The organism is Roseburia sp. 1XD42-69 (assembly GCF_003612565.1).
Lineage (GTDB): Bacteria > Bacillota > Clostridia > Lachnospirales > Lachnospiraceae > Roseburia_B.
On record NZ_RAZG01000008.1, the window covers coordinates 1 to 24,551 of the forward strand.

Here is a 24,551-nt window from a genome sequence, read left to right on the forward strand (position 1 = left end):
TTTACTGAGGACACAGCTTCAAGCAGCATAGCATAGGAATTAAGATAACTGAATAACTGCCAGTATTGAATTTTCAAGGTGCATAGGCTAAATCTATGTGCGAAGTTTGAGTTATTAATAAATTCTCCGCTAACCCTTGAAAACACTAAGTTTGTCGCAGGTGAGCTTTCCCTTATAGTTTCCCTCATGTTATATCTTCCCAAAAGGCATTACGAACCCTGATAAGGGAAAAAATGAGGGAAACAAAATCACATAAAACATTATAACACATAATATACGGGAATTGGTAAACTGATTGAAATGCTTTCAAAAAATCAATGAAAAGAGGACAGATAAAATGAATATGATTTACGCAACATACAATATCCACCATAACAGCATTGACGTATACACCCACGCAGGTTATTTCTTACTGATAGACTGCAATAAAGCAGAAGAAGGATTGAAAACTACTCCCTGCTCTGAATGTGCCTTAAATGCTTTGGCAATAGATGAGCCACTTGAATATGCAAGACTGTATCTTGAGGGAAATATGCAAATGTGGGTGGATGCGGAAGACAGCCTTGAACTGTGGTAATTTTAATTCCCCCGAATTCGGGGGAATTAAATCACTTCAAAATCTTTGTAGTCTGTTCTTCCAAAATAGACATCTGATGTATGGCAATCTTGTTAAGCTTTATTAAGCGTTCTTTCTGGTTCAGCCCATCTTCAATCAACACTGCGTTAATGTTTTCCATATTTGACAGGCATATCAATTCATTTATGCTCGCATAATCCCTGATATTGCCCTTTTTATCAGGATTCTTATCCCGCCATTGCTTCGCTGTCATGCCAAATAATGCCATATTCAGCACATCAGCCTCTGATGCGTATATGACTGAAGTCTGCTGTGGTGTGAGTTCCGGCGGAATGAGATTGACTTTGATTGCATCCGTATGTATCCGGTAATTTATTTTTGCCAATTCCCTCTTCGCGCTCCATCCAAGTAAAGCCTGTTCTTCTTTCTTTAGCCGTTCAAATTCTTTGATAAGATATAATTTGAATTGCGGAGATACCCAGCTTGCAAACTCAAATGCAATATCTTTATATGCGTATGTCCCTCCATACCGTCCAGCCTTTGCCACAATACCCTTTGAATTTGTGCGGGATACCCATTGCTTAACCGACATAATAAAACGGTTTAATCCTGCCTCCAGCATGATTTCTTCATAGGCGGCAGCATTGAAGTCTGCATTATACATTTCTTCCCATATGCCAAGAAATTCTATTGTATTCTTGTTGCGCAGCCATTTTTCTATCAGCGCAGGTCCGTTGTCAATTTTCCTTACCATATCCGTTAAAGAAATATAATCGTCTTCTTCAATCTGTAAGACTTGTATCTCTGTTCCGTCAACATTTAGTTTTCCCATAAGAAGATTCCTTTCATTTAATAATCATATTCCATTCACCGTTTTCAATTACATATTGAAATTCCGTTAAATTATCATCTTCCATCACTTGAAGAAGTGGCGGTAGGTCATTTACAGTATTCATCTTTGACAGGTCTGCCTTTTTTACCCAAATCATTTCTCCCTCCTCTGATGATGTTACTTCTCCGAGAAATTCGTCTGTATGAAATAAAAATACAATGTACCGCCCATTCTCAATGGGAAATTGCTTGATTCCACATAATCTTGGATTCTGAATATCAAGTCCCGTTTCCTCTTTCATTTCCCGAATAACAGCATCTATGATAGATTCATTTTTCTCAATATGTCCTCCGGGCAGAGTCAAACCTTTCCAATCCTCTTTTAATCTGTTCTGCAGAAGGTATTTATCATTTTGATGAATCAGGCATAAAACCGTTAATTCGACATTTTCTGTTCTCTGCACACGCTATCCCTCCATGTACCGCTCTATTTCATTCCAAGTCTTTACCGTCAAGATATTTGTATCTTCTGTGTAGGGCAGATCGATCGCCCCTATATACCATACCGGAAACAGGCCGGCATTCAAGGCGCCTTTTACATCGCATTCATACTGATCCCCGATATACCAAACTTCATCCGGCTCTAATCCGGCTTTTTCCAAAGCCAGATCGAATATCCTTTTGTTTGGCTTGCGGAAGATATAATTGCTTGAGGTAATGATAAATTCAAAAGCATTTTCCGGAAGCAGCCTGTTGATACGTTCTGCAACCACAGAAAAATCATAACAAATATTGCTGATTACGCCTGTGCGGATACCTTTGTTTTTCAAATATCCCAAAAATTCTTTGATATCCTCTGTCGGCATTCCCGGAGCAGCGGCATTCCAGAATACGGTATCAATTTCAGAGTTGCTTAATGCAATCTCTATTCCCTGCGATTCATAAAGGTAAGGCGTAAACATGGTATTGGGTATTTCTATTTGAAATAAGTGTCTTTTTTCAGGATCAAATCTCCCGAATTCCTGATTGATTTCATTTGCTTTAGCCTGCACCTGCTCTGCCGACAAATGATACTTATTTCTTTTAGCATACTGTAAGACAGCCTCTGTTCCCTTTAAGCCGTCAAATTTTTCTGCAATAAGTGTCTGGCCATAATCAAACAATACCATTTTAGGTATTTTCATGTAATTTACCTCCATATTCAAAATATCCTTCTTGTATCAGTAATTCCAATACAAGCGCCTCTCGTTCCAACATTACCTGAGTGAAATCATCCAGTATCGTTTTCCTGTTTACATCTATCGCAAGCTGCGGCTTCAGGAATTCAAGCGTAAAGCCTTCGTCCGCTTCATACTTGTCCAAATTTTGTTGTTCTATATCCTTTTTCACGCTACACAGGAAATAATAATTATCCTGTATAAAAATATCCTCTTTTGTACCTTTCTGAATACGATGAACCTGCCCATATTCCTGAATGGAATCCCTGATAACACATAACCCCGTTTCCTCTAATACTTCTCTTATCAATGCATCTTCCATACATTCATCAGCTTCTATGCCTCCACCCGGAAATTTATAATAATTATATTTCTTACTATATACCATTGCTATTTTTCCATCCTTAATGATGACAGCCCTTGCAGAAGGTCTGCTATAAACGCTTCCGTCAGGAACATAATCTTTTTTGTCCATTTCAAATAAAATACGCATTTTATAATCTTCTACTTTCATAAGTTTATCCTTCTTGAATCCACTCTGTAAAAAACAACTTGGCTTATTCGTTATTCTTAAAAAAATCATATATACTATTTAATCTCATAAGTGTGTTTTTGTCATTTATTGCAGGTCTTGTATTAGTGTTATGGCTATATACAACTTCATGAATGTTATTGCAGTTCATATGATGTAAAAGCGTACATGCCGTACTGTATGCTTTGTCTATATGACCGTCACCACCCCCAACTAATATAACTGCTCCTTTCTTAGATTTTGCAATAGGTTCTTCATTCCTGAAAAATCTAGCGCAAAAATATGTTTGAAGTCTGCTCCCAACATCTAATAATTTTCCAGTCAACTCCGAAAAATAGAGCGGTGAAGCAATTAAAATGTTATCGCATTCCTGTATGTATTTATATATTTCCTGCATTTCATCATTTATTGAGCAGCCATTATTTTTCCAGCAGTTCCGACAATCAAGGCAAGCCGAAATATTACATCTATATGCATCAACAATTTTATATTCATCTATCTTTTTTTCGGTAAATTTCTTAATAAGACTGTTTGTATCACCATTTATTCTTGGAGAACCATTCAATATCAAAGTTTTCATAACAACCCCATTTCGGTTCTTGTAATAATCAGTTACAAATCTATTATATCATATTTTGGGGTGTTCATCATCAAAAGGTTATTATATTTAACAAGACCAAAGGACTATCTCGCCCCTCGGTCTTTTCCCTTAAGAATCCCTTGTTGTTGGTAATCTGCGGTTTTCTTTGGCGGATTCCTCAACCGCTCAAGCACACTTTCCTTACTTTTCTTTTGATTATCATCCCCATAAGTTTTTTCCCATTTAGTCACTTGTTCCTTACATGCGATATAGGCGTTGTAGGATTTGCGATAAATCTGGTAAAATTCCTGCACATTTTGATAACCGTATCTTTTGATGATACCCGACAAACCAACTTTCAAAAGGTCTATTTCCTCGTTTTTACGGTCAATCCTACTTTGCAGTTCCCCTTTTTTCGTCAGTTTCGCAAATCCTTTCAGACTGTCACGTTCCAGTTCCAACTCATTGCGTTCCCTCTCTGCGTCAAAGATAATCCCGTTTTGGCGGTTCAGTTCCTTATAAATCTTCAGCAGTTTTGGATATGCGGCGGCTTCAGTGGACACGACAGGCTTTGGCGGTATCTGCGGTGTTTCCTGTTCTGTTACCTGTGTTTGTGACTGTAACTCCTGTTTTTGTGCTGACGGATTAGCAATCAATTCTTTAAGGAGATTATGCTCCTGCTTTGGCTTTTTATCCGTTTGTGGTATTTTTTCTAGCGTTCTTTCCTCGCTTGGTTCTGTAACCGTCTGTACCACTTCTTTCTCAAAAAACTTTGCCGACAGTTTCCTCGCCTTATCCAATACTTTAGAAATCAGCAACGCCAGCGCCGTAACAGCAGTCATTATAATACTTCCCAGACGTTCCGGCTGACTGCCGAATATATCAACGGATTCTCTGATGCGGTCTGTGATATATTTTTTCTTTATCTGTTGTATCTCCGTTTCAGAAACACCGCTGACAATTGCCCTGTCTACCTCACAATTCCAGCGCATACGCATTTCATTATCGGTCTGTATCTGTTCCGCTTTCGGGTTATTTTTCCCTATCTTCTTGGTAGCAAGATACAATCTGCTGTTGTCGAACACATGGAGTTTTTCTTTGTCATCTTTTACAAGAAGGTTGATAAGGTCAGTATAGAAATGCTTTACCTCGTTAACAAAATTCTCCTGCTTGAACAGCTTGTCCTTGGCAGTAAAGAGATTGCGCTCATATACTTCGCCTTTCTTCACGATTTTACAGCCTTTGCGGACATTTCCGTTTTCGTCAAATATCTCTTTTTTGGTGCGGACGTGTTTTCCCTGTTCGTTATAGAACATATTGCGTGTGGCAGTTTTTTCTATGGGTTCGGGCAACAGTTCCCGTTCCGAAAAAATAAGATGGATATGGTAATTTGTCTTTCGTTTGTTATGGTGCAACGCCGATACGCACTCCACACCATATTTTTCTTTGAAACGGTCTGTAAAAAGCTGTAACAGCTTGTCTGGCTCATAGAGGTTTGGGAATGATTCGGGCAGGGCAATGATAAATTCCCTTGCCTCAATGCACTTCCCCTCCGTATTGCTTTTTTCAAATTCCTGCTGATTGCATTTCGCAAGCTCCGTCCAGTAGTGACAGTCTGTCGTTTCATAGACCGCATACAGGTTTTCCTGCTTTGCGTGGCTGGATATATAGGTAATCCTGCCCCTGACATTGGGCAACTTGCTCATGCGGATAAATGAATGTCTCTGTATTGTGCTTTGTCCTCCCTCCTGCAAATGGCAGTATTAGATTGGAGCAAGCGGAAGTATGGCGGGACAGATTGTGAGTGAGCGGCATAGTCGGTTAATTCCAATGCGTCAGCATTTGTAATTCACGTTTGCGTGAATTTACTCCCCGCAGGGGCGAAATCCCCATTGCATAAACGAAGTTTGTGCAATGGGTGTATTTCGCTCTCAAACGCCGAGGGCTTTAAGAGAAAGGAACTCCCCTATAGGCACTCGAATTATACCTACAAAACTGCCGCCATGATAGTGAAAAATGATGCACTTTGCCATTTGTGATGGCAAAAAACGCTATCACTTCGCCTAAAATGATGCCGCTATGATAGCAAAAAGTGATGGCACTTATGACGGTAAAAACTGCCATCATGCCATCAAAAAGTGCTGCCGCACATGATAGTAAAAAGTACTACCTGAAATTTCTTTCAACTGAAAATGGAGAAAATCAGTTGAACTTTTACAGTCACTTTATGCTACATTGAAAGCGTCGCCAAAACATCAGTTGACTTTTTCAACCGAAAATACAGAAATCAATCGATTTTTTAAGTCAGCTTTTGCCATATGGACTTATTTTTTCAACCCACTTTCTGCCCATTCCCGCAAATTTCCGCTTGTACCAGAAGAAAGCACATGATATAATCTATTTGCGTGTAGGTATATCATGGCTTCAGTCTGATACATACCTGAGGCGGTTTCGTAAGAAGCCGCCTTTTATACTGCTGATTTTCGTGTTACCGCTTTTACATCGCCCTTATCCCGCAGGTTCTTTCCCTCGTTCACTTCCATGAACTTTTCCAAAATATCGCTTTTGATAAGTACCTTTCGCCCGATTTTTAAGACCGGCAGCTTTCCCCATTCCACAAGGTTTCTCATGGTGTTCCTGCCGATTCCCGTATACTCGGACGCTTCCTTGATTGTCATTGCAATCTTCGTTTCTGTCATCAACTTACCTCCTTTTGAATTGCATTACGCAATTTTGCGTGTACTGATACTATACTTCTTTTATATTCCCTTGTCAAGCATTATGATAATATAAAAATTATTTTTAAGTTGCATATTGCATTATTGTTTTTTGTGTGCTATAGTATAAACATACCGACAAAGGAGGCGTATCAATATGAAAGATAAAGAATTACGCAAGCTGATCGGTAGCAGGGCAAAACAGCGTAGAGTCGAGTTAGGATTGAACCAGCCTTATGTCGCAGAGAAGATGGGGGTAGCCACTTCCACAATCGTGCGCTATGAGGCGGGAACAATCGACAATACAAAGAAGCTGGTCTTGGAAGGTCTGTCGGAAGCCCTCCATGTGTCTGTGGAGTGGCTGAAAGGGGAAACGGAGGAATACGAAACAGACATTACGGATAAAAGGGAATTATTCATTCGTGATGTGATGTCCTCCATTCTCGCAAAGCTACCGTTTAATATGGAACAGGCGGAGTCAGACTTTACAAAGGATTTACTGCTGCTGATGTTAAGGGAGTATGAATTGTTCGTGGATTCTTTCCAGTTTGCCTGTAAGAATTTTAAGGACAATGCGGAAAATGCCACACTTGCCCAGACAATGGGGTTTGAATCAAATAAGGAATATAACGAGATCATGTTCCTTCGGGAAATCACCCACACTGTAAACATGTTTAATGATATGGGCGATATTGTGAGGCTCTATTCCAAAAATCCCGAAACAGCCACTACAAGGCTTGCAAATCTTCTTTCTATGGTATCAGAGGAAGAATCCGAATCGGTATAGTAAAGCAATCGGAGTCATGATATACTTACACGCAGAAAGCATTTCATCAGTTCCGATTGCCTCAACGCAACCGAGGTTGCGTTTGTGAAAGGAGAACAGATCATTATGGCAAAAGGTTCTGTAAGGAAAAAAGGAAAGAAATGGTACTACCGCTTCTATGTGGAGGACGCAAGCGGCAACTTGGTACAGAAAGAGTTTACGGGTACGGAAAGCAAGAGCGAGACGGAAAAGCTGTTACGGCAGGCAATGGAGGATTACGAAGAAAAGAAATTCATTGCAAAAGCTGACAACATCACGCTTGGGGAACTGCTCGATATTTGGGCGGAGGAAGAATTAAAGGTCGGCACTCTTAGCAACGGTACGGTGGAAAATTATCTCGGTGCGATACGTTGCATTAAGAAACATCCTGTTGCTGACCGCAGATTAAAAACCGTAACAGCGGAGCATTTGCAGACATTCCTTGACCTGCTTACTTTCGGAGGAACATATCCCGACGGGAAAGTGAAAAAAGGATTGAGCAAAGACTATATCCATTCATTCTCAGCAGTTTTACAGCAGTCGTTCCGTTTTGCGGTATTCCCAAAGCAACTGATTACGTTCAATCCAATGCAGTACATCAAGCTGAAACGAAAGGCAGAGGAAGTGGATTTGTTTTCAGAGGAAGATATGGGACAATCGGGCACACAGCCGATTTCCCATGATGACTATGAAAAACTTATCGCTTATCTTGAAAAGAAAAATATCTCTGCGGTTCTGCCGATACAGATAGCCTACTATGCAGGTCTTAGGATCGGCGAGGTATGTGGGCTGACCTGGCAGGACATCAACCTTGAGGAACAGTATTTAACGGTAAAGCGGAGTGTCCGCTATGACGGCGCAAAGTACAAAACGATTATCGGAACGACTAAACGTAAGAAAGTGCGGACGGTTGATTTTGGGTACACGCTTACCGCCATACTGAAAAAGGCAAGGAAAGAGCAGCTTAGAAATCAGATGCAGTACGGGGAACTGTACCACCGCAATTACTACAAGGAAGTGCAGGACAAAAACAGGGTTTACTATGAGTATTACAGCATGAAGAACACGCAGGAAATTCCGGCGGATTACAACGAAATCTCATTTGTGTGTTTAAGACCTGACGGCTGCCTTGAAACGCCAAGTACATTGAGTATCGTCTGCCGGACACTGGCAAAGAAACTGGACGGATTTGAGGGCTTTCACTTCCACCAGCTCCGCCATACTTATACAAGCAACCTGCTGTCAAACGGTGCAGCGCCGAAGGACGTGCAGGAACTCTTGGGACACTCTGACGTGAGTACCACCATGAATGTGTATGCCCATGCCACAAGGGAAGCAAAGCGGACTTCCGCAAGGCTGTTGGATAAGGTGGCGGGCAACGATTAGATACATTCAGAAAAAAATTTCCCTTGTAAACTGCCCATAAGGGCAAAAACAAGGGAAAATACATAACAATTCACTGTATGAGGCTCTAAAAGCCTTGAAAAATAGGGAAAGTTCAAGAAATTCATCTGCAAATCCCGATTTGTCGCTGAGTTAATCAGCTTTGTGTTTTTACTGCATTTTCTTTAATCACTGTTACCTGTAAATCCTTTGCATCAATCAAACTTTCCTGTCTGCACTTCGGGCAGTAGAGCGGGAAGTTTTTCAGCTCTGTATCTGCCCGTATCTGCAATCTTGTCTTATTTCCACAGACAGGGCAACGTACCCATTCTGTTATATTCATTTTTTATCACCTCATTATTTCTTATGGTGTAAACATAGCAAGCTGCATTACAAACCTTATAGGCAATGTAGGATATTTCATTTGATTAAAATCTCCAACAAAGAATAACTCTTTGTTTGGATAGTAAAATGCAAATGATCCTGTTGAGCCGCTATGACCTATCAAATCACCTTGTCCCAAAAAGGAAGTAGAAACTCCACCCATTTTTACCCTCATATAGCCACTCCCATAATAAATAGGACACATAGATAGTTGTAATTTTCTATACTGTTTTGAATCAAGCATTTTTTTGTCAAAAAGTTCACCACGGAAAAAAGCCTGTATAAATATCATTAAATCTCTTGTAGTTGTAATACAACCGCCACTGGCTTTGCTGCACATTATGAATTGCGGTCTATATAGCTGCTTATCCCCATAGTAAACCATAGGTATGTATTCTTTTTCCGAAACAGGCAAATAAGTTTCAGACATATTTATTTTCGAAAATATGTATTGTTCAAACACACTCTCTAATGAGCATTTTGTGACTTTTTCAATAATGTCACCCAGTATATTATAATTGATATCCGCATAGTGGGCATTGGCTTTGTAATTAGGCGGGAAATGAGCTTCTCTTTCTTTTGTTAAAGCAATATTTTTTTCAAAGCTAATAAATGTGTCGGATATTATAGCTTGCCTTTTTATATTGTCTTTTCCCTCCTCATATATATCTGCCAATCCACTTGTCTGATAGAGTAAATCTGATATTTTTAATTCACAAGAATAATCTTTGCCTTTATAAACGTGCAATCCTCTTAGATAAGCAGGTTCGTAAAAGTCTAACAGACTATCATTCAGTGTTATATAGCCCTGCTGAATGAGCGTAAAAATACATGCAGCAGTAACCATTTTTGTTATACTTGCAGCTACTATTGGACTATCTATAGTTTTTTCCCCGTAAGCCTTTGAAAACATAGTTTCTCCTGTTCCATTTTTAATTAGTACAACGCTTTCAAAAATCTTTTTTGTGCGAATATATTTATCGAATAAATCCTCATAACTTTTTACTTTCAACATCTGTTTTCTTTACCTTTCTGCAATATTTTCAGTTTATTCTAGTTCATAAATATAAATATATTTTGCTATTTAGTACGACTAACTATCATATCCATAAGCCAATCTATTTTTGGCAATGGTGTGTTTGGGATTCTAACTTTTTCCTGTGCAATTCCCTGTATAGCACCAAAAACAGCAACACATAGTGAATGGGGATTTCCCTCACGAAACTCGCCGCGTTGTTGCCCCTCCAAAATGATAGGAATCCATTGCTTACAAATATCTGCTGATTCTAAAAGTGATGTTATATCCTTTTCATTGACTACTGTGTGCTGCACATTATCCATAAACACAAACATCTTTCCAAATGAGGGATTGCTTTCTAGCTGATTAAATACATTTTTCATGGTTTGAAAAAGGTATTTGCAAGGTGCTCCCATTGCTATTTCTGTATCTATTTTCATTTCTTCAACACCAATTTTTACAAGCTCAAGATAAATACTGTCTTTATTGCTGAAATAGTGAAATAATAAACCAGAACTGACACCAGCCTTTCTTGCAATTTCGCGGGTACTTGTACCGTAGTAGCCTTTTTCTATAAATACATCTAGTGCAACTCGTAAGAGCTGTTTCTTTCTTTCGTCGCCTTTAACCATAAATTTCCTCCCGAAAATTAAGCATATGCTCAATTTTATACTGCTTTCTAAATATTGTCAAGAATTTTGCAGAAACTTTCACCCAATTTTCACCTTGCCGAAAGACGGTATAGCGTCAGTGGGAATTATTTTGGCTAACTGATAGAACAGTGTAGACATATCCAAGAAGAAAGGTGAACAGTAAAATGTAATAGGGTGAATAACTATGGCAAAAAGACCAGTACCAAAATACGACTTCAAGGCTTTTGGGGCAACGATAAAGGCGGCGCAGACAGGGCGCAAGGAGAGCCGCAAGAAAGTAAGCGACGAAATGTTTATCTCGCCGCACTACCTTGCGAACATTGAGAACAAGGGGCAGCACCCAAGTTTACAGATTTTTTTTGAGCTTATGCTCCGCTACAATATATCCGTAGACCAGTTCCTTTTGGAAACGCCGCCGGAGAAGAACACGCAGCGGCGGCAGCTCGACGCGCTCCTTGACGGTATGAGCGATACAGGCATAACGAATCTGTACCGCCTGCCAAAAATAAGGCGCATAGGCACAGCAGAACAGTTCTTCCACTGTGTACCGTCTGCACTCGTCCACCTGTTCCTCCGCATCATCATAGTCAAGGACACTCGGCGTACCATTGCAGTAAAGGTTAAACGCCATCCTGACTACTTTTAAGCTCCCGCTGGTCTGCCAGCCTTCGTGCAGGCACTCCGTTTTTACACAGCCTGTCTTAAAGTTATAAATGCTGTTGATATTTCTTCTTGTGTCATCGCTGATACCAAGACAATATACAAGCGCTTTGTGGTACACGTCCTGATACCTGACCTCTTTCAATTTCTCATAGTAGAATTTTTCATGTGCATCACTGATAAAAATAATCGCTTTCTCTGCTCCTAACGCTGTACTACTCATGTTCATTTCCTCCATTTCCTATTTTGTTTTTTGACCATAACAAAAGGACACTTCCCTAAAATTTTCTTTTAGAAAAATGTCCTTATCGTACAAAATATTAACTTGAACTGACACGAGTTTAATTTAAAATCATTTATTTTAACCCTTTAAGAGAGTTTATTTTGTCGTACTCTTGTCGTACCATACTAGCTTTAAGTCCGCAAACCCTTGATTTTACTGGTCTTTTCCGCCAAGCGTTTTCATCGTCGGGAACTATATACCCGAAATTCCGCCTATTTTCATATCCTTACATATCCCTGTTTTTCAGCTAATAATGCAAGTTCCTTTTTTCATAGTTTATTAGAAATCTACATACGCTTTAGCCTTTTGGGCGTAAATTGGGCGTAAGATGGGCGTAAATCTCTATATCGTCTGCAACTTTTTTTCACGTTCTTTTTTCAGTTCTAAAGCCCTATCTAAATCAAGCCCAGAAAAACGTGCAATTTTGTCCACTGGTAAATCTCCATCCACCAGCATCCTTTTGGCAATCTCTATTTTCTCCCGCTCTGCTCCTTTCTCCATCCCTTGCTCTATCCCCTGTTCTAACCCTTGTTCTAACCCTTGCTCTAACCCCTCTTCATATTTCTCCTGATAATGCATCTGTAATGTCATATAATCCATCTCCTCTAGGATATATATATATTACTATACCAGCTCAAACTCGTTTTTTAACTCTAATACCCGTTCTAACCCAAGCCCAGAAAATAATGCAATTTTATCTTCCGGCAAGTTTCCATCCACCAGCATCCTTTTGGCAATCTCTACTTTCTCCCGCTCTGCCCCTTGCTCTAATCCTTCTTCATATTTCTCCTGATAATGCATCTGTAGTGTCATATAATCCATCTCCTCTAGGATATATATATTACTATACCAGCTCAAACTCGTTTTTTAACTCTAATACCCGTTCTAACCCAAGTCCTGAAAACAATGCAATTTTATCTTCCGGCAGGTTCCCATCCTCCAGCATCCTTTTGGCAAACTCCACTTTCTCCCGCTCTGCTCCTTTCTCCATCCCTTGCTCTATCCCTTGCTCTATCCCTTGCTCTATCCCCTGCTCTAATCCCTTCTCTAACCCCTCTTCATATTTCTCCTGATAATGCATCTGTAATGTCATATAATCCAACCTCCACTTCTCATTCTTCCTCACTGATTCTACTGCTTCTGCAAGCTCCCTTGTAAAATCATCCTCCGGCTCCTGCCCGTCAATAAAATTCAAAAGCCGTTTCATTTCCGGGCTTACATCATCCACAGTCCCCTTGGTATTTAAAATAATCTTTGTTGTATCATCCCCTAATGGCAAATCCGGCTCCTGCACACATCTGTTCTCAAAGGTATACACATGGCGTCCCTTCCCAAACAGGTCAAATGTGCAGACAAAGATTACAAAACTGCGTTTTAACTCTTTATAAGTGGCACCTTTCTCCAAAATGTTCAAATCTATCATACTCTGATAGTACCGCATTCTCTTCTTAAGATTCCGGTTACTGGTTGCCTGCATTTCAATATTATAAACCGTCCCTTTTCCATCCTCCACATACACATCCAGCCGGATGCCTTTTGCATCCGCAGTTAATTCAATGGTCTTTTGAGATTCCGGATATTCAATACGGGATATTTTTATCCCGAATATTGTCTCCAGGAAAGGTTTACAATATTTCGGGTTTCTCATGATAACCCCAAACATAAAATCATCTTTTATTTCAAGTTCTTCAAATTTCTTACTCATCTTCTGCCTGCTTTCCCCTTTGTGATACAAATGTTTTTCATGTATTCTTTCTATTATTATATGTCATCCCTCCATTTTTTACAATATGAAATGCGCTGCCCTCAGCAGCGCATCACTTTGACTATTATATCGTCATCGGAACCATCTTCTTTATTCTCCGACTTAAAATATTTATTTAACACATCAAATTCCCTGGTTTTCATTTCCTTCGTGACATCCGTATAAATATTCATCGTTGTCCCGATATCCGCATGTCCTAAAACATCCTGGATAACTTTCATATTCAGGCCTGCTTCATTTAAACGTGTCGCAAATGTATGCCTGAGCACATGGCAGCTAAATTTCGGCAATAATACCATATCCTTCTTGCTTTTGGACTTTTCAATCATTTCCTGGTTGCAGTCCCGCATGATACGGCGCAACGCCTTATTAAGCGTCCCCTGATGCTGTACATTGCCAAAACGGTTGATAAATATAAAATCCGTAAACCCATCTATGCTGACTTTGCATGAAATATCTGCTTCTTCCTGAAATTCCCTTTCCTGTATAAATGCCTCCCTCACATTATCCAGCATGGGAATCGTCCGCTGCCCTGCTTTTGTCTTAGGCGTATTGATTCCAAAATAACAGCCGTTTTTTTCATGGTTGTAATACACCAAGGTATGGTTTACACTGATAGTCCTTTCCTCCAAATCTATGTCCTCCCATCTTAGGCCTGTCACTTCACCCACACGCAGCCCTGTTCCAAGCATGACTTCAAAAATCGGTTTCCAATGATTGTACCTGTTATTTTTTGTAAGGAAATCCATAAATACTTTCTGTTCCTCAGCCGTTAAAGCCTTGCGCTTATCCGTATCAAAATTCCTGGCCTGCTTTAGTTCTTTCAGCGCATTATCTGACGGATTGCTTCTTATATATTCATCTTCTACCGCCAAATCCAGTACTTGATGTAACACGGTATGTATATTGTCAATGGTTGCTATCTTTAGGCCTCTCTCATCTGCCATCATGTTATAAAACCGCCTGATATCTGAACGCTTTATGTTCTTCACTTTCAACTGGCCAATTTCCGGATAGACAAACTGCATGTACATATAATTGTAATTCTGATATGTATTATCTTTCAGGCCTCTTTTTAGCTTTTTCCACAGTTCAAATACATCATTTAATTTAACATTTTTTGCCTCTGTACGGATTCCATAAGTCTTATCGTGCATAAGTTCTTCTTCTTTTTCCCTTAACAACTCCAATGACTTCGCATATATGGAATGACGCCTGCCGTCCGGGGTTCGCCATCTGTAGTCATAGGAACCATCTTTACGCTGTGATTCCCCCTCCTTTAACACTCTCCCGCTTCTGTCTTTTCTTCTTTCTGCCATCTTTTTTCCTCCTGCTTTTTTGTGATTTTGGGTATAGTAATGGCGTGTGCCGTATCTTTCAGCACACGCCACCACTTAATTTTTGCCTGCTATATGGAGTAGGCCACTTCGATGAATTCATCAAATTTTTTTCGTTTTATCAGGCGTTTATTGCCTACCCATAAAACAAATTTGCAATTTTCATCATCCGTCAACTGCCGCAGCTTGTTCCTGCCAATGCCAGAATACAAAGCGGCCTCCTCGATTGTCAGATTACTTTTTTCCCATATGGGTATTTCTTTCATACGTTACCCCCTTCTAAAAATTTTAATCCTGATAATCCAGACCTCGGATTATTTCCTGTTATATGTATCCGCTTTTTTTCGCATCCAGTTAAATGCCCTAAACACCAGTCAATAACCTTATTGTATCTCATACAAGGTAAATTGTACTGCTCACAATAAATTTGATACGCTTCATAAAAATCTTGTGAGTAAATGTAATCTTGCGGATTGCCAGTTATCTCTACACATTCATCTACAAAGGTTTTCATTGTAAATGCTATTTCATCCTCTTCATTTCTCCACGACCGCTTCATCTGCTCTGCCACTTCACATTCCGAAAACATATAATTATTCATTAATACATTATGAAACGCCTTTATACACATACAGATAATTGCATCTTTCTCTCCCAGCAAATTTTGAAGCATATCATGGTTTACATCTACATCCTTAACAGAATACTGAAATGGAATTATTACCATACGATTCCAAAAGGCATCGTCATCATCCTCTTTTGATATGGCAACAGGATAATTGCTTGCGAAAACAAACCGCATATTGCTATGAACTTCTTTCATACGTTCGTATTTCTGGTCTGTTGTAATCACATCCCCCCCTGTAATCTGCTTTATAATAGAAACGACAACTGGCGAAAGCTTCCCTTTAGGCAAATCCATAGAAAGATTTAAAGTCTTTCCATGAATATCTCCCAAAGCAAATCTACCCCCTATTTGGTGTGTAGAAATATGTGCAACGTGTTCCCTGCCCACAATCTCCTGCAATAATTCACCCAATGTACTTTTCCCGCTATTGGGTGCTGTTCCCATTACAAAGAAATACTTCCCGTCATTACTTACTGATAGAAGGTACCCTAACGCTTCTTTGACCCTTTTCGCAACGGATTTATCCCCTCCACTCATAGACTTTAAAAACTCTTTAAAATGATATGCTTCCGTGTTTTTCTCCCACTTCGCATTTATTGTATAAAATATCAGATAGTCTGGGGAATGATTATATAAATTCATGGTTTCAAGGTCCAAGACACCATTTTTAAAAGATATAAGTGTTTTAGCCTGTAACAGTTTTTCTTCATAATCATCGGGAACCAGATTGGGGTCTGTTTTCAAAAACATAAATAAATCTGATATCCACTTTACCGAAGTAGCTCCAAAAGCATCCTTGCTGACTTTAGTACGTATTAACCGGAACAACTCTTCCCCATTCCTGATGATTTGGTAATGCCTCCCTGTATACCAATACAAATTGCCTTCATGATAGATAATATTCATCTTATCCAAAACAGCCTGTTCGATTTGATTAAGATTCCATTTTCGTGGCTTTAATTCTTGTTTGGGCCTTCTCTCCTGACACTCCTCCCTTTCACCCCCCCTCTCAAATTGCTCTTTTGGCAAAATGTAATCAGATAGTAACTTTTTTATCTGCATCTGCTCTTTTGGTGAATCTCCATCATCCCTCTCTATATCAAATTGCTCCTCCTGCTTTTCGGCAAACCGCTCTCTTTTTCCCATTAATTTGCTAAGATAGGGTTTTTCCTCCATACATTTTTCTTCATTAATGCCAAATCGTTCTCCTTTCCCTACTATCCTGCTTTTATTCTCTAACCCTGGTGGCACATTATTCTTTTGCACAACCTTCCTATTATACATACTAGAACGGTTTCTTAACATTTCACAGGTTTTTTCTATATCTATCATCTATATCCCCTTCCTTATCAGACTAATCTCTTTTAACAAATCCTTCAACTCTTTCACCAGACAATAACTATCAAGCTCTTCTTCCCCATAAGATATCTGGTGTAAATAATTACTTTGATGTGTTTTCCCATTATAATAAAAGATAGTTGCCTTATTATCAATTTCGACCGCACAAAATACAATTAGTTCTTGTGGCTTTTCTGCAGATTTATTATCAATAATAAAGTAGTTCTGTTTATTGTCTGCATCTTCCATAAGACCTGCAAGTGTTTTTGAACCCTTAATCCATATTGCTAATTGTATAGGACATTTTTTTACATGCCAGTCTTCTACAGTCCATTCCAAAACTTCATCTCTTTTTTTCAAGATAACGGTAGCATTCTTTACTTTTGAAAACTTGCTTTCATACAAGACAGCGTGTGCTTTGTCCCCGCAAATAACAAGAACTTCTTTCTTCCCTCCTTCACCATGCGCATTATCAAGTATACTGTCAAATCCTTTTTCAAAAATTTCTTGTTCTGTTTGTAAACTATTCATACTAGCCTCCTTTTTCATAATCATAAATTGATTTGTTTCATCAACTATTATCTGATAATTTTTCCATTTTGACATTCACCAAATTTTTTCTTCATTTTTTAAGACTGCAAATTCAGCTTGACTAAACATTTTTATCTTCAAATAATTTTTAAAAATGAACAGAGGTTTGAACCTATAAACATAAAGTTCAAACCTCTGCCTTTTTTTCAAAAAATTTTCTGTCTAATTCTATTTTCTCTTTTCCCGATAATTGATTATATGCTTTTTCATGCACCTTTCTTACCAACTCTATGTTGTTGCGTTCTTCTTTAGCATCTTTTGCTATATGTCTTGGTTCATTTTGACGATAATCATCTTCAAACATTTCACCAGCCTTCGAATCAATTTCTTTCATTAAAGCAATTATATGTTCCATCTGAAAAACTGTGTTATCATCAAACTCTATCTCACCAAATTCTTCTCTATGCTTCTGTCTTTTTTTTTCCCAATCAGCATTTGCATCTTTTACTATATTCTTTATAATATCTCCTGTCCCACGCAAAAACGTTTGATAGTCACCTAAAATACATCCACCAACAGAATGTTCTACGTCATCCATTGTAAGTATTGGAACAGAATAAATAGCATCTTGCATTTGTTTTATCCACTGTAACTGATGGTACTGTGTATAAATCATTAACGTATTCTTTACTTGCTCATACCGCTCTGATTCCCGGCCTTCTCTATTCTCACAAATTTCCAAAAATCCTTCAATAACAAATTTTAATTCTGCTAACAGCTCCTCTCCATTTTGCTCACGATAAATTTTTATAAACCCATCGAAATTTTGGTTACTAACTTTTTTTATTGACTTCCAAATTTTCTGGTCTGAATATCTAAATAACAATTCGGCCAAAAATTCGGCTTCATCTTTGTCGAATTGATATCCTCCATTCTGCTTTTTCCAATGCTCAGTAAACTGCGTTAGTGCAAATATTTTCAATATATCATTAAAATTATTATTTGCATTTTTGTAATCTATGCGGAATTTACGATGCTTTTCCCCATCCTCTTCTTTCATTTCATCAAATCCGGTTTCTTTATAATCAGGATACCCTTTCTTTTCAGCATAATAAAGATATATCACTTCCTCTAAAGTGTAAAATTTTGTCTCCTTCGCTGATACAGTCATTTGTATTCTCTCCTCTCATTGTTTTCTCGTGTGTCAATGTGCCAACCTTTTGATATACTTTTATTATATATTAAAGTACTCTTTTCTTTTTATCAATACTCTTAATAATATAAAAAGAGTTTACTTTTCACGGCACATTGGCACATGTCCTCTGTTCCTTATTCAGTTAACGCAGCATATCCACAAATACCTCAAATTCTCTTATATCATTACAAATCCGATATACACTTTAATCATCCGTATAATGCCAATAAATTTCAAAAATAACAAAGAAAGAAGGTAGAAGTATGTTAGAAAAAGAACCTGATTTGCTGACACGCAAGCAGGACCAGCATCTGTTCCAAACCAGCAAGTCCAAGATACTGGAACTCATTCACGATGGGCTGATACTTGCCCGGAACATTGCAGGGAGATATAAAAGAGAAAAATCTGACCTGGTAGATTTTATAAAATACTCTGCTTACTGGAACTAACCTTTTAAATGCAAAACAGAAATCCCAAAGATGCCCGCAGCACCATAAGGGATTTCTGTTTAAACCTGAAACTTCCTTTAATTTGCCTGTGCCTCAACCTCTTTCCGCAGTTCCTCCACATCATTCTGGGAATAGCTTGGCACCAGAGATGCGATTTCCTCTGTAGAATAATTTTTCCTTATCATTTTTATTACAATCTGTCTTGATGTTTCCCTGATTGTCTGCCGCTTTTCCTCTCTTAATGCCTGCTGTTTCTCTTCCTCAAATATCTGCGCCACCTGTGTCATTTCAATCGCCCTCCTTATTATATTTGCGGTTTCCCGGTCAATGACCTTGTCCGTAAATGCTAAAATCCCTGCCAGGATAAAGACCTGCTGACCCCTGTCCTGAATCCCTGCCGCCAATCTTACCGTTTCCTGGATTCTTTCCTGCTTTTCCTCCTGCCTCCGGTAGGATAGTGGAAGTATGATAAACTCCATCAGTTCATCATCACTTAACCTCTCGTTCCTTTCCACTTTCCCTTTCAGGCGGTTAAAAATCCTCTCCGAATCAAGCTCTGACAGGAATGCTGTTTCCACATTCATTTTTACGGCTCCGATATCATAACTGCTCTCAACCTGTTCCCTTTTAATATCCCCTGTGTATATCACAATCATGCGTAAAATGGGGCAGTCCTTCTTTTCCTTCTGATACCGTCCGGCTATCCCTGCCAGGTAATTCAGGTACTTTACTTTGTCCGCCTCTTTGTATGCGCTTTCATAATCCACCAACGCCAGCGTGCCGTCCGCAAGCTCAAACAGGTTATCCAGCCTAAGCTCATTGGCCTTCACTGCAGGTATGTTGGTTGGCAGCGCCTGCTTAATGGGCGGGACATTCAGGCCGTATACCTGGAAGGTCTTTCCTTTAAAATGCTCCGCAAGCACTTTGCTTGTGATGTCTTTATTCTGGTATGCTATCTGTGTATTATCCATCCCTTTCCCCCCTCTTGTCCTTGGGAATGAAGCGTTTCCTAACTTCATTATATTTTCTTTCCAAGGGAAAATCAATAACAGGCCAAAAATTTTTATACTAAAACATGGAATTGTAATAATTCCACAAAAATACTGCCTGGCCGTCTTTAACAGCGGGTAACAGGTATTATGATATCTTCCTCTGCCTCCCTTTTCCCATATCCGTTACAGATATTGCATATTGTTGTCCTGCCCACAGAATACTCCCCTGCCAGTTTGGCATAGGAACTCCCTGCAGCATGTTTCCGGATGATTTCATCCCTCTGGGCAACTGACAGCTTAGGCTTCCGCCCTGGTTTCCGGGCCATCTTGCCGTTTAGCACCGCTTCCAGCACCTCCACCCTCTTCTCCAAAGATTTGACCTGTTCTTTTAATTCCCTTATATCCTCCATCCCTGTCCTCCCTTAAGTCCTGTTGTCCATTATTATAAATGGACATTTCGGAACAGTCAAGAAGAGGCCGGGAAAAGCTGGTTTTTTCACACCAGCCTTCCCCCCTCCCATTCCCCTTACGGCTCTTCTTCCAGGGGCCGAAAAAGCCTGTCCCCGTCCCTCTTATAAAAATAAACCGTGTCATCCAGCACATCCCAGTCCTCCACATGCTCCCGGTTCACATAACGCACCATGTCTGCAAAATTCTCCAGGTCTTTCCTCCCAAACTCCCCCGGCAAAAGCAGCACCTCATGGATGCTCGAGGGAAGGATGGCAAAATCACTCCCAAGCACTTCCCCCGCCTTCTTTAACGTCCCGGGGTATAAAAGGGCTGCCGCCCCATACCTTTTCAGGAGATTGGTCAGGACATACATCTTTGGGAACCCTTCCGGCAGTTCCTCCAAATGCATCCCCCGGTCTTTTACAACCTCCTCCAAAAGCTCTTCCAGGGGGATGAGGCTTGGGGGGAGCAGCCTCATGGTGTTTTCCAGCACCAGGGGGTACAGTTCATCCACTGGCTTCCCCCACATTTTTTCTATAAATCCCTCATCCGCATCGGTAAACTTTATGTGCCACTTGTTCCTCATGTCCATAGCCAGGAAGGAAACTGCCAGGTTTTCATTTACCGGGATGTGGGGATGGGTCTTTAAAAACTCCTGATTCCGCTCCCTGTTGGTAAACCGGAACAGCATCTGGCCTACCCATACTTTTAATTTATACTCTTTTCTCTGCATTTTTCCCCTTCCTTTCCTCACGCCGCCTTTGTTTTCGTCCTTTTTAAGCTCCTCATGGCCCTGTCGTATATTTCAGAGGTCATGTTTTCCTCACTGGAAATGCCGTAACGCTTTAGGACTGCATCTAACGCCACCCCGGTTCGGTCAAGCTCCTTTTGAAACTCTTCCATCCATTCTTCTTTCAAAGGCGGCTCCATCTCCCCAACCAGTGGGGCAGGGTTTTTCATGCTGTATACCTCCATCCCCTTCTGGTTTACGATTTTAAGCCCTGCAATCTCCCGGTTTCCATTATAGGAAATCTCCTTTACCGAAAACCTGTCCGGGGTGGCATATTTTTCCCCGTTCTTTTGTATCCTGCACTTCCCTGCAGGCACCCAGATAAAGGGGGCCGTATAGAGTTCCCGGCCGATTCCCACACAGACGCAGGCCCTTTTAAAGCTGTCCGAAGCCTGCCCTTTTTCCTTTTCCGCACTGCCTGCCGTCCCAACGTCCTGTTTCCCTATCCACTCCTTCTTTTTCCCATCCCAGACCTCCACGGTGCAGTACAGCCTCCCGTCTATGGACTGGTGGCTCCTTTTCCACCCGAAGCATCCAAAGGCCTCGTCCAGTATCCTCTGGTCTGCCCTGGCATCCTTATAAAGAAGCAGGGACAATCCGTTTTCACTGATTGTCCCCACCCTGCACTCAATTTCCCCGGCCTTTAACAGCCGTATCTTTACATCCTCCATCTGTTCCCTCCTTAAAATCACGCTACATGAAGCCTCCTGCAGCTCCCCGTCAATATATATTTCCCGTATATCTCCGGCTCCTCCTCCTTAAGCCTCTTTCTGTCAAAGGACGTGGTCTTTACCTCTTTCCAAGTAACTTTCCGTTCCCCTGCAGTTCCTTCCTCGTTCTCTTTTAATAAATACTTTAACTCATTGCAGACTGCCTCCTTCCGGGCCGAAAGTTCTTCTAACTGCCCGGTTATCTCGTCATACCTTTGAAAAACAGACAGGGCTTCCCCGGGAAGCTCTATGGACTTCCCGTTGGATATGCCGTATCTTTTGTTTAAATAGGAAGCGGTGGCCTTGGAGCCGTCCGGAGGCGGCTCTTTCCCTGCCAGCACATAATTCTCCCAGAAGTATGCTTCCATGGAAATAATCTTCCCTATCATTTCCTCATCCCTTAACACTTCATGGAAGAAGAAATGGTTTCCTCCCACCAGTGCCGCAATATAGGCTTTCCCTGCCCCGGTCACTGCCATGTAATGCTGGATTTGGAGCATATACTCCCCGGGGACACCCTCTTCCCACACCCCCTGTTTATAGGCGGAGGCTGTCTTTGCCTCAAAGAGGCACATCCGGCCAAATTCATAGATGACCCCGTCCAGGTCTGCCAGCATAAAGGGGTATTCACTGCTCCTTAAAATCGCTTTCTTTGCCCTTACCTTAAGTCCCGTCCTTAACATGAACTCCCTTTTTACCACGGGCTCTAAGACTTTTCCGAAATGGGTAAAATCATTCTCTGCCTCCTCGAAAGGCATCATTCCCCTTTTTTCCTGCCAGAGCTGGTATACGGACTTATATGGGTTCAGCCCTGCGATAATGGATGCGTCCGAACCGCCTATGCCCTTTGTCCTCCACCTAAGCCATTCCTCCCGGCTCAAATCTGCCGTTTTTACCAATACTTCCATATATGCCTCCTGTCATTTCCTGCTTCTTTTGAAAAAGACGGGCAGCCCCCGCCTTTTTCCGCTACGCCGCCTTTACCATCTGGTAAGCCCGGTCAATCACTGGGTTCCCGTCCACCGTCCTTGCAAACAGGCTTTCCCTGAAATTCGCCCGCTCTTTTAAGGGCTTTGCATGGGTGGCAAAATCGGACACTGCATTTAAGAAGCGGTAGGCGTTCTTCCCTGTGCTTTTTAAGTCCGGGGCGTCAAAATACCGCATCTTCATGTCCTCCTTCATCTTTTCCATGTTTTTCTTCTGCTGCCCGCTCCCGTTCTCCGGAAATGGGAAAAGCAGGTCTATGTATTCATAAACCTGCCTGTCTGTAACCTTTATCCGGTTTAAGCTGTCAATCTCCTTCCCAAGCTCCGCCATGTAGGCATCCGCATACAAAAGGGTGTCCCTGGCCTCTTCCATCTTCCCCCGGATGTCCCCGGTATGGTGGGCAGACCAGCACCTTTTTGCCGTCTTTAGGGCAAGGTTTAAGGTATTCTGGCACACCACCCGGATGGGGGTCATGGCCGCCTTTATAGCCCCCGTCCCGTCATGGCTGTTCATGAATACCAGGTAGGGGGTTATCTCATCCCCGTTTACAATGTAGCGCTGGGGGAGCCTTGCCAGTATCCAGGTGCGCCTGCCGCCCTGGAGGGAGCCTGCCGTCTCATAACGCACCCCTTCCCCTAAGAGGGCGTCCGTAAAGGCGAATGCCTCCTCATTCTGGACAACCCTGTAGCGGTCTGTCACCACGCCAAGGACTTTCCCGTCCTTCTCCCTTACGTTTGCCTGAAAGCCTGCCGCTAAGATTCCCTCCGGTGTAAAAAGCTCCCGCTGGACAACCTTCCAGTCAAGCCCGGCAAGCTTTAAGGCATCCATGGAAGTGGGCGCATCCCTTACCATAGTCCCAAGCCCATGCCAGGGGGCCTGCCTTGTGTAGAACATGGATTCCACTTCTGCCGCCATCTCATTTCCCCCCTTCCAGCTTCCCGGCCATCCAGATGACCACCTTGGCCGCCGCTTTCCCAACAAGTTTCAAAACCTCTGTCACTGTCTTTTTCATTTCGTTATCCTCCTGCTTTTTTTATTTTGGCACCTGCAATAGCATTATGCCTTGTTACAGGAAGATAATGTATCAGCATTTCAAGGGGTTTTGCGCTTTTTTAAGCTCCGGTGGGACATAAAAAAACTGCCAACAATAAGCAGCAGCTTTTCCATATCCCTTTTAATAAATAATATAGCGTTCATCAATCGTCTTTCCACAGTTTTTACACCTGCATACCTTTCTCACCTTCCGTTTTAAAACTTCGGCTTTTGACAACTTTTCCCTGCAATACGGGCACATATTTGTCCAAACGGGAGATGGGCTTACAATACCAGCTTTCCTGATGTTTAACTCTTTCCTGTCCATACAATTTCCTCCCTGCCACATCTCTTTCACAACTGTGTTTCCTAAACATAGAGTGTGAAACCAATAAACACTGATATAAACTAAGATAAACCAAAACAAACGATTTTTCAACCCACAAAGGAGGCCTGTTATGTTTGAAAAAACACCTGATATCATGACCTTTAAGGAATGCCGGATGCTTTTAAAAGTTGGGAAAAACACTTTGCTGTATCTGATACATAGTGGGCAGATATATGCTTTTAAGATTGGGAACCGCTGGAAAATCCCAAAATCGGCTGTAATAGAATATCTGCGCCACAGATAGGCAGGATATTTTCTCCCGGCCTGTATTCCTTATTTGAAATCAAGTAACAGGAGAGGCCCGAAAGAGCCTCTCCTG

The 24,551-nt window shown here is 41.0% G+C and carries 32 protein-coding genes; 5 read left to right on the forward strand and 27 right to left on the reverse strand.

From position 1 onward, the window contains the following. Positions 1–188, reverse strand: a 188-nt coding sequence (locus D7Y06_RS26720) for a hypothetical protein (protein ID WP_207667349.1), incomplete at its 3' end; no start/stop codon positions are given. Between the two features lie 149 nt (positions 189–337). On the opposite strand from D7Y06_RS26720, the gene D7Y06_RS05660 reads away from it, so the two are divergent. Next, positions 338–577, forward strand: coding sequence for a DUF6061 family protein (locus D7Y06_RS05660; RefSeq protein ID WP_120406863.1), 240 nt, complete (start codon positions 338–340; stop codon positions 575–577). Between the two features lie 31 nt (positions 578–608). Here D7Y06_RS05660 and D7Y06_RS05665 read toward each other — a convergent pair whose 3' ends face one another. From D7Y06_RS05665 to D7Y06_RS05695, 7 genes are all read right to left on the reverse strand, one after another. Beyond that, a complete protein-coding gene (locus D7Y06_RS05665; RefSeq protein WP_016287100.1) occupies positions 609–1,409 on the reverse strand; it encodes a KilA-N domain-containing protein in 801 nt (266 codons plus the stop codon). Positions 1,410–1,422: 13 nt separating this feature from the next. Further along, positions 1,423–1,872, reverse strand: a complete 450-nt coding sequence (locus tag D7Y06_RS05670; protein ID WP_016287101.1) for an 8-oxo-dGTP diphosphatase — start codon at positions 1,870–1,872, stop codon at positions 1,423–1,425. Between the two features lie 3 nt (positions 1,873–1,875). Next, on the reverse strand, positions 1,876–2,592 hold the full coding sequence (locus tag D7Y06_RS05675) for an HAD family hydrolase (RefSeq protein ID WP_120406864.1): 717 nt from the start codon (positions 2,590–2,592) through the stop codon (positions 1,876–1,878). Then, positions 2,579–3,208 carry an NUDIX domain-containing protein gene (locus D7Y06_RS05680; protein ID WP_243119118.1) on the reverse strand — a complete coding sequence of 210 codons (630 nt, stop codon included), beginning with the start codon at positions 3,206–3,208 and terminating at the stop codon, positions 2,579–2,581. The genes D7Y06_RS05675 and D7Y06_RS05680 overlap by 14 nt, the downstream gene beginning before the upstream one ends. Continuing rightward, positions 3,183–3,737 carry a flavodoxin family protein gene (locus D7Y06_RS05685; RefSeq protein WP_120406866.1) on the reverse strand — a complete coding sequence of 185 codons (555 nt, stop codon included), beginning with the start codon at positions 3,735–3,737 and terminating at the stop codon, positions 3,183–3,185. Before D7Y06_RS05685 ends, D7Y06_RS05680 begins: the two co-directional genes overlap by 26 nt. Before the next feature lie 104 nt (positions 3,738–3,841). Then, the gene (locus tag D7Y06_RS05690; RefSeq protein WP_120406867.1) at positions 3,842–5,443 is read right to left on the reverse strand and encodes a MobA/MobL family protein; all 1,602 of its coding nucleotides are present in this window, start codon (positions 5,441–5,443) and stop codon (positions 3,842–3,844) included. Between the two features lie 762 nt (positions 5,444–6,205). Beyond that, positions 6,206–6,436, reverse strand: coding sequence for a helix-turn-helix domain-containing protein (locus tag D7Y06_RS05695; RefSeq protein WP_016287106.1), 231 nt, complete (start codon positions 6,434–6,436; stop codon positions 6,206–6,208). 175 nt (positions 6,437–6,611) lie between these two features. Between D7Y06_RS05695 and D7Y06_RS05700 the strand changes: the two genes are divergently transcribed. Beyond that, on the forward strand, positions 6,612–7,241 hold the full coding sequence (locus tag D7Y06_RS05700) for a helix-turn-helix domain-containing protein (RefSeq protein WP_016287107.1): 630 nt from the start codon (positions 6,612–6,614) through the stop codon (positions 7,239–7,241). A gap of 105 nt (positions 7,242–7,346) precedes the next feature. Next, on the forward strand, positions 7,347–8,645 hold the full coding sequence (locus D7Y06_RS05705; protein WP_120406868.1) for a tyrosine-type recombinase/integrase: 1,299 nt from the start codon (positions 7,347–7,349) through the stop codon (positions 8,643–8,645). A 154-nt stretch (positions 8,646–8,799) separates the two neighbouring features. On the opposite strand, the gene D7Y06_RS05710 is transcribed toward D7Y06_RS05705, so the two are convergent. The 12 genes from D7Y06_RS05710 to D7Y06_RS05770 form a co-directional block, all read right to left on the reverse strand. Continuing rightward, entirely contained in the window at positions 8,800–8,985 is a 186-nt protein-coding gene (locus D7Y06_RS05710; protein ID WP_120406869.1) for a cysteine-rich KTR domain-containing protein, read from the reverse strand. A gap of 21 nt (positions 8,986–9,006) precedes the next feature. Further along, positions 9,007–10,041 (reverse strand): serine hydrolase domain-containing protein, encoded by a 1,035-nt coding sequence (locus D7Y06_RS05715; protein ID WP_120406870.1) that lies wholly within the window; start codon positions 10,039–10,041, stop codon positions 9,007–9,009. Positions 10,042–10,106: 65 nt separating this feature from the next. After that, positions 10,107–10,676 (reverse strand): TetR/AcrR family transcriptional regulator, encoded by a 570-nt coding sequence (locus D7Y06_RS05720; RefSeq protein WP_120406871.1) that lies wholly within the window; start codon positions 10,674–10,676, stop codon positions 10,107–10,109. Positions 10,677–11,043: 367 nt separating this feature from the next. Next, on the reverse strand, positions 11,044–11,580 hold the full coding sequence (locus D7Y06_RS05730) for a DUF6075 family protein (protein WP_243119120.1): 537 nt from the start codon (positions 11,578–11,580) through the stop codon (positions 11,044–11,046). Between the two features lie 402 nt (positions 11,581–11,982). Beyond that, positions 11,983–12,231 (reverse strand): hypothetical protein, encoded by a 249-nt coding sequence (locus D7Y06_RS05735; RefSeq protein ID WP_120406872.1) that lies wholly within the window; start codon positions 12,229–12,231, stop codon positions 11,983–11,985. 33 nt (positions 12,232–12,264) lie between these two features. After that, complete coding sequence (locus tag D7Y06_RS05740; protein WP_120406873.1) at positions 12,265–12,453, reverse strand: hypothetical protein; 189 nt, start codon at positions 12,451–12,453, stop codon at positions 12,265–12,267. A 31-nt stretch (positions 12,454–12,484) separates the two neighbouring features. Next, positions 12,485–13,345 carry an Rpn family recombination-promoting nuclease/putative transposase gene (locus tag D7Y06_RS05745; protein ID WP_120406874.1) on the reverse strand — a complete coding sequence of 287 codons (861 nt, stop codon included), beginning with the start codon at positions 13,343–13,345 and terminating at the stop codon, positions 12,485–12,487. Positions 13,346–13,446: 101 nt separating this feature from the next. Beyond that, the gene (locus D7Y06_RS05750) at positions 13,447–14,724 is read right to left on the reverse strand and encodes a tyrosine-type recombinase/integrase (RefSeq protein WP_120406875.1); all 1,278 of its coding nucleotides are present in this window, start codon (positions 14,722–14,724) and stop codon (positions 13,447–13,449) included. Between the two features lie 89 nt (positions 14,725–14,813). Beyond that, positions 14,814–15,008 carry an excisionase gene (locus D7Y06_RS05755; RefSeq protein ID WP_120406876.1) on the reverse strand — a complete coding sequence of 65 codons (195 nt, stop codon included), beginning with the start codon at positions 15,006–15,008 and terminating at the stop codon, positions 14,814–14,816. Further along, positions 15,005–16,702 (reverse strand): DNA primase family protein, encoded by a 1,698-nt coding sequence (locus D7Y06_RS05760; protein ID WP_120406877.1) that lies wholly within the window; start codon positions 16,700–16,702, stop codon positions 15,005–15,007. The genes D7Y06_RS05755 and D7Y06_RS05760 overlap by 4 nt, the downstream gene beginning before the upstream one ends. Then, a complete protein-coding gene (locus D7Y06_RS05765; protein ID WP_120406878.1) occupies positions 16,703–17,239 on the reverse strand; it encodes a hypothetical protein in 537 nt (178 codons plus the stop codon). Between the two features lie 187 nt (positions 17,240–17,426). Then, positions 17,427–18,410 (reverse strand): hypothetical protein, encoded by a 984-nt coding sequence (locus D7Y06_RS05770; RefSeq protein ID WP_120406879.1) that lies wholly within the window; start codon positions 18,408–18,410, stop codon positions 17,427–17,429. A 287-nt stretch (positions 18,411–18,697) separates the two neighbouring features. Between D7Y06_RS05770 and D7Y06_RS05775 the strand changes: the two genes are divergently transcribed. After that, positions 18,698–18,883 (forward strand): DNA-binding protein, encoded by a 186-nt coding sequence (locus D7Y06_RS05775; protein WP_120406880.1) that lies wholly within the window; start codon positions 18,698–18,700, stop codon positions 18,881–18,883. Positions 18,884–18,960: 77 nt separating this feature from the next. Here D7Y06_RS05775 and D7Y06_RS05780 read toward each other — a convergent pair whose 3' ends face one another. The 7 genes from D7Y06_RS05780 to D7Y06_RS05810 form a co-directional block, all read right to left on the reverse strand. Next, positions 18,961–19,854, reverse strand: a complete 894-nt coding sequence (locus D7Y06_RS05780) for a hypothetical protein (RefSeq protein ID WP_120406881.1) — start codon at positions 19,852–19,854, stop codon at positions 18,961–18,963. Positions 19,855–20,000: 146 nt separating this feature from the next. Continuing rightward, positions 20,001–20,285, reverse strand: coding sequence for a helix-turn-helix domain-containing protein (locus tag D7Y06_RS05785; protein WP_120406882.1), 285 nt, complete (start codon positions 20,283–20,285; stop codon positions 20,001–20,003). 116 nt (positions 20,286–20,401) lie between these two features. After that, positions 20,402–21,058 carry a DUF5688 family protein gene (locus tag D7Y06_RS05790; RefSeq protein ID WP_120406883.1) on the reverse strand — a complete coding sequence of 219 codons (657 nt, stop codon included), beginning with the start codon at positions 21,056–21,058 and terminating at the stop codon, positions 20,402–20,404. 17 nt (positions 21,059–21,075) lie between these two features. After that, complete coding sequence (locus tag D7Y06_RS05795) at positions 21,076–21,786, reverse strand: hypothetical protein (protein WP_243119122.1); 711 nt, start codon at positions 21,784–21,786, stop codon at positions 21,076–21,078. Positions 21,787–21,803: 17 nt separating this feature from the next. Further along, positions 21,804–22,733 (reverse strand): YqaJ viral recombinase family nuclease, encoded by a 930-nt coding sequence (locus tag D7Y06_RS05800; RefSeq protein WP_120406884.1) that lies wholly within the window; start codon positions 22,731–22,733, stop codon positions 21,804–21,806. A gap of 61 nt (positions 22,734–22,794) precedes the next feature. After that, positions 22,795–23,727: a DUF932 domain-containing protein gene (locus tag D7Y06_RS05805; RefSeq protein WP_120406885.1), complete on the reverse strand. Its 933-nt coding sequence runs from the start codon at positions 23,725–23,727 to the stop codon at positions 22,795–22,797. Between the two features lie 259 nt (positions 23,728–23,986). Beyond that, entirely contained in the window at positions 23,987–24,172 is a 186-nt protein-coding gene (locus tag D7Y06_RS05810; protein ID WP_147415591.1) for a hypothetical protein, read from the reverse strand. A gap of 130 nt (positions 24,173–24,302) precedes the next feature. Between D7Y06_RS05810 and D7Y06_RS05815 the strand changes: the two genes are divergently transcribed. Beyond that, on the forward strand, positions 24,303–24,476 hold the full coding sequence (locus D7Y06_RS05815) for a helix-turn-helix domain-containing protein (RefSeq protein WP_120406887.1): 174 nt from the start codon (positions 24,303–24,305) through the stop codon (positions 24,474–24,476). Positions 24,477–24,551: the final 75 nt, after the last annotated feature.

Coding starts and splice junctions, on each gene's coding strand:
- D7Y06_RS05800 (WP_120406884.1), bottom strand. CDS start 22,733: ATGGAAGTATTGGTAAAAACGGCAGATTTGAGCCGGGAGGAATGGCTT.
- D7Y06_RS05665 (WP_016287100.1), bottom strand. CDS start 1,409: ATGGGAAAACTAAATGTTGACGGAACAGAGATACAAGTCTTACAGATT.
- D7Y06_RS05795 (WP_243119122.1), bottom strand. CDS start 21,786: ATGGAGGATGTAAAGATACGGCTGTTAAAGGCCGGGGAAATTGAGTGC.
- D7Y06_RS05785 (WP_120406882.1), bottom strand. CDS start 20,285: ATGGAGGATATAAGGGAATTAAAAGAACAGGTCAAATCTTTGGAGAAG.
- D7Y06_RS05685 (WP_120406866.1), bottom strand. CDS start 3,737: ATGAAAACTTTGATATTGAATGGTTCTCCAAGAATAAATGGTGATACA.
- D7Y06_RS05690 (WP_120406867.1), bottom strand. CDS start 5,443: ATGAGCAAGTTGCCCAATGTCAGGGGCAGGATTACCTATATATCCAGC.
- D7Y06_RS05760 (WP_120406877.1), bottom strand. CDS start 16,702: ATGATAGATATAGAAAAAACCTGTGAAATGTTAAGAAACCGTTCTAGT.
- D7Y06_RS05770 (WP_120406879.1), bottom strand. CDS start 18,410: ATGACTGTATCAGCGAAGGAGACAAAATTTTACACTTTAGAGGAAGTG.
- D7Y06_RS05695 (WP_016287106.1), bottom strand. CDS start 6,436: ATGACAGAAACGAAGATTGCAATGACAATCAAGGAAGCGTCCGAGTAT.
- D7Y06_RS05680 (WP_243119118.1), bottom strand. CDS start 3,208: ATGATTTTTTTAAGAATAACGAATAAGCCAAGTTGTTTTTTACAGAGT.
- D7Y06_RS05705 (WP_120406868.1), top strand. CDS start 7,347: ATGGCAAAAGGTTCTGTAAGGAAAAAAGGAAAGAAATGGTACTACCGC.
- D7Y06_RS05745 (WP_120406874.1), bottom strand. CDS start 13,345: ATGAGTAAGAAATTTGAAGAACTTGAAATAAAAGATGATTTTATGTTT.
- D7Y06_RS05740 (WP_120406873.1), bottom strand. CDS start 12,453: ATGACACTACAGATGCATTATCAGGAGAAATATGAAGAAGGATTAGAG.
- D7Y06_RS05730 (WP_243119120.1), bottom strand. CDS start 11,580: ATGAGTAGTACAGCGTTAGGAGCAGAGAAAGCGATTATTTTTATCAGT.
- D7Y06_RS05750 (WP_120406875.1), bottom strand. CDS start 14,724: ATGGCAGAAAGAAGAAAAGACAGAAGCGGGAGAGTGTTAAAGGAGGGG.
- D7Y06_RS05715 (WP_120406870.1), bottom strand. CDS start 10,041: ATGTTGAAAGTAAAAAGTTATGAGGATTTATTCGATAAATATATTCGC.
- D7Y06_RS05720 (WP_120406871.1), bottom strand. CDS start 10,676: ATGGTTAAAGGCGACGAAAGAAAGAAACAGCTCTTACGAGTTGCACTA.
- D7Y06_RS05775 (WP_120406880.1), top strand. CDS start 18,698: ATGTTAGAAAAAGAACCTGATTTGCTGACACGCAAGCAGGACCAGCAT.
- D7Y06_RS05780 (WP_120406881.1), bottom strand. CDS start 19,854: ATGGATAATACACAGATAGCATACCAGAATAAAGACATCACAAGCAAA.
- D7Y06_RS05735 (WP_120406872.1), bottom strand. CDS start 12,231: ATGACATTACAGATGCATTATCAGGAGAAATATGAAGAGGGGTTAGAG.
- D7Y06_RS05700 (WP_016287107.1), top strand. CDS start 6,612: ATGAAAGATAAAGAATTACGCAAGCTGATCGGTAGCAGGGCAAAACAG.
- D7Y06_RS05660 (WP_120406863.1), top strand. CDS start 338: ATGAATATGATTTACGCAACATACAATATCCACCATAACAGCATTGAC.
- D7Y06_RS05755 (WP_120406876.1), bottom strand. CDS start 15,008: ATGAAAGAAATACCCATATGGGAAAAAAGTAATCTGACAATCGAGGAG.
- D7Y06_RS05810 (WP_147415591.1), bottom strand. CDS start 24,172: ATGGACAGGAAAGAGTTAAACATCAGGAAAGCTGGTATTGTAAGCCCA.
- D7Y06_RS05805 (WP_120406885.1), bottom strand. CDS start 23,727: ATGGCGGCAGAAGTGGAATCCATGTTCTACACAAGGCAGGCCCCCTGG.
- D7Y06_RS05815 (WP_120406887.1), top strand. CDS start 24,303: ATGTTTGAAAAAACACCTGATATCATGACCTTTAAGGAATGCCGGATG.
- D7Y06_RS05710 (WP_120406869.1), bottom strand. CDS start 8,985: ATGAATATAACAGAATGGGTACGTTGCCCTGTCTGTGGAAATAAGACA.
- D7Y06_RS05790 (WP_120406883.1), bottom strand. CDS start 21,058: ATGCAGAGAAAAGAGTATAAATTAAAAGTATGGGTAGGCCAGATGCTG.
- D7Y06_RS05675 (WP_120406864.1), bottom strand. CDS start 2,592: ATGAAAATACCTAAAATGGTATTGTTTGATTATGGCCAGACACTTATT.
- D7Y06_RS05765 (WP_120406878.1), bottom strand. CDS start 17,239: ATGAATAGTTTACAAACAGAACAAGAAATTTTTGAAAAAGGATTTGAC.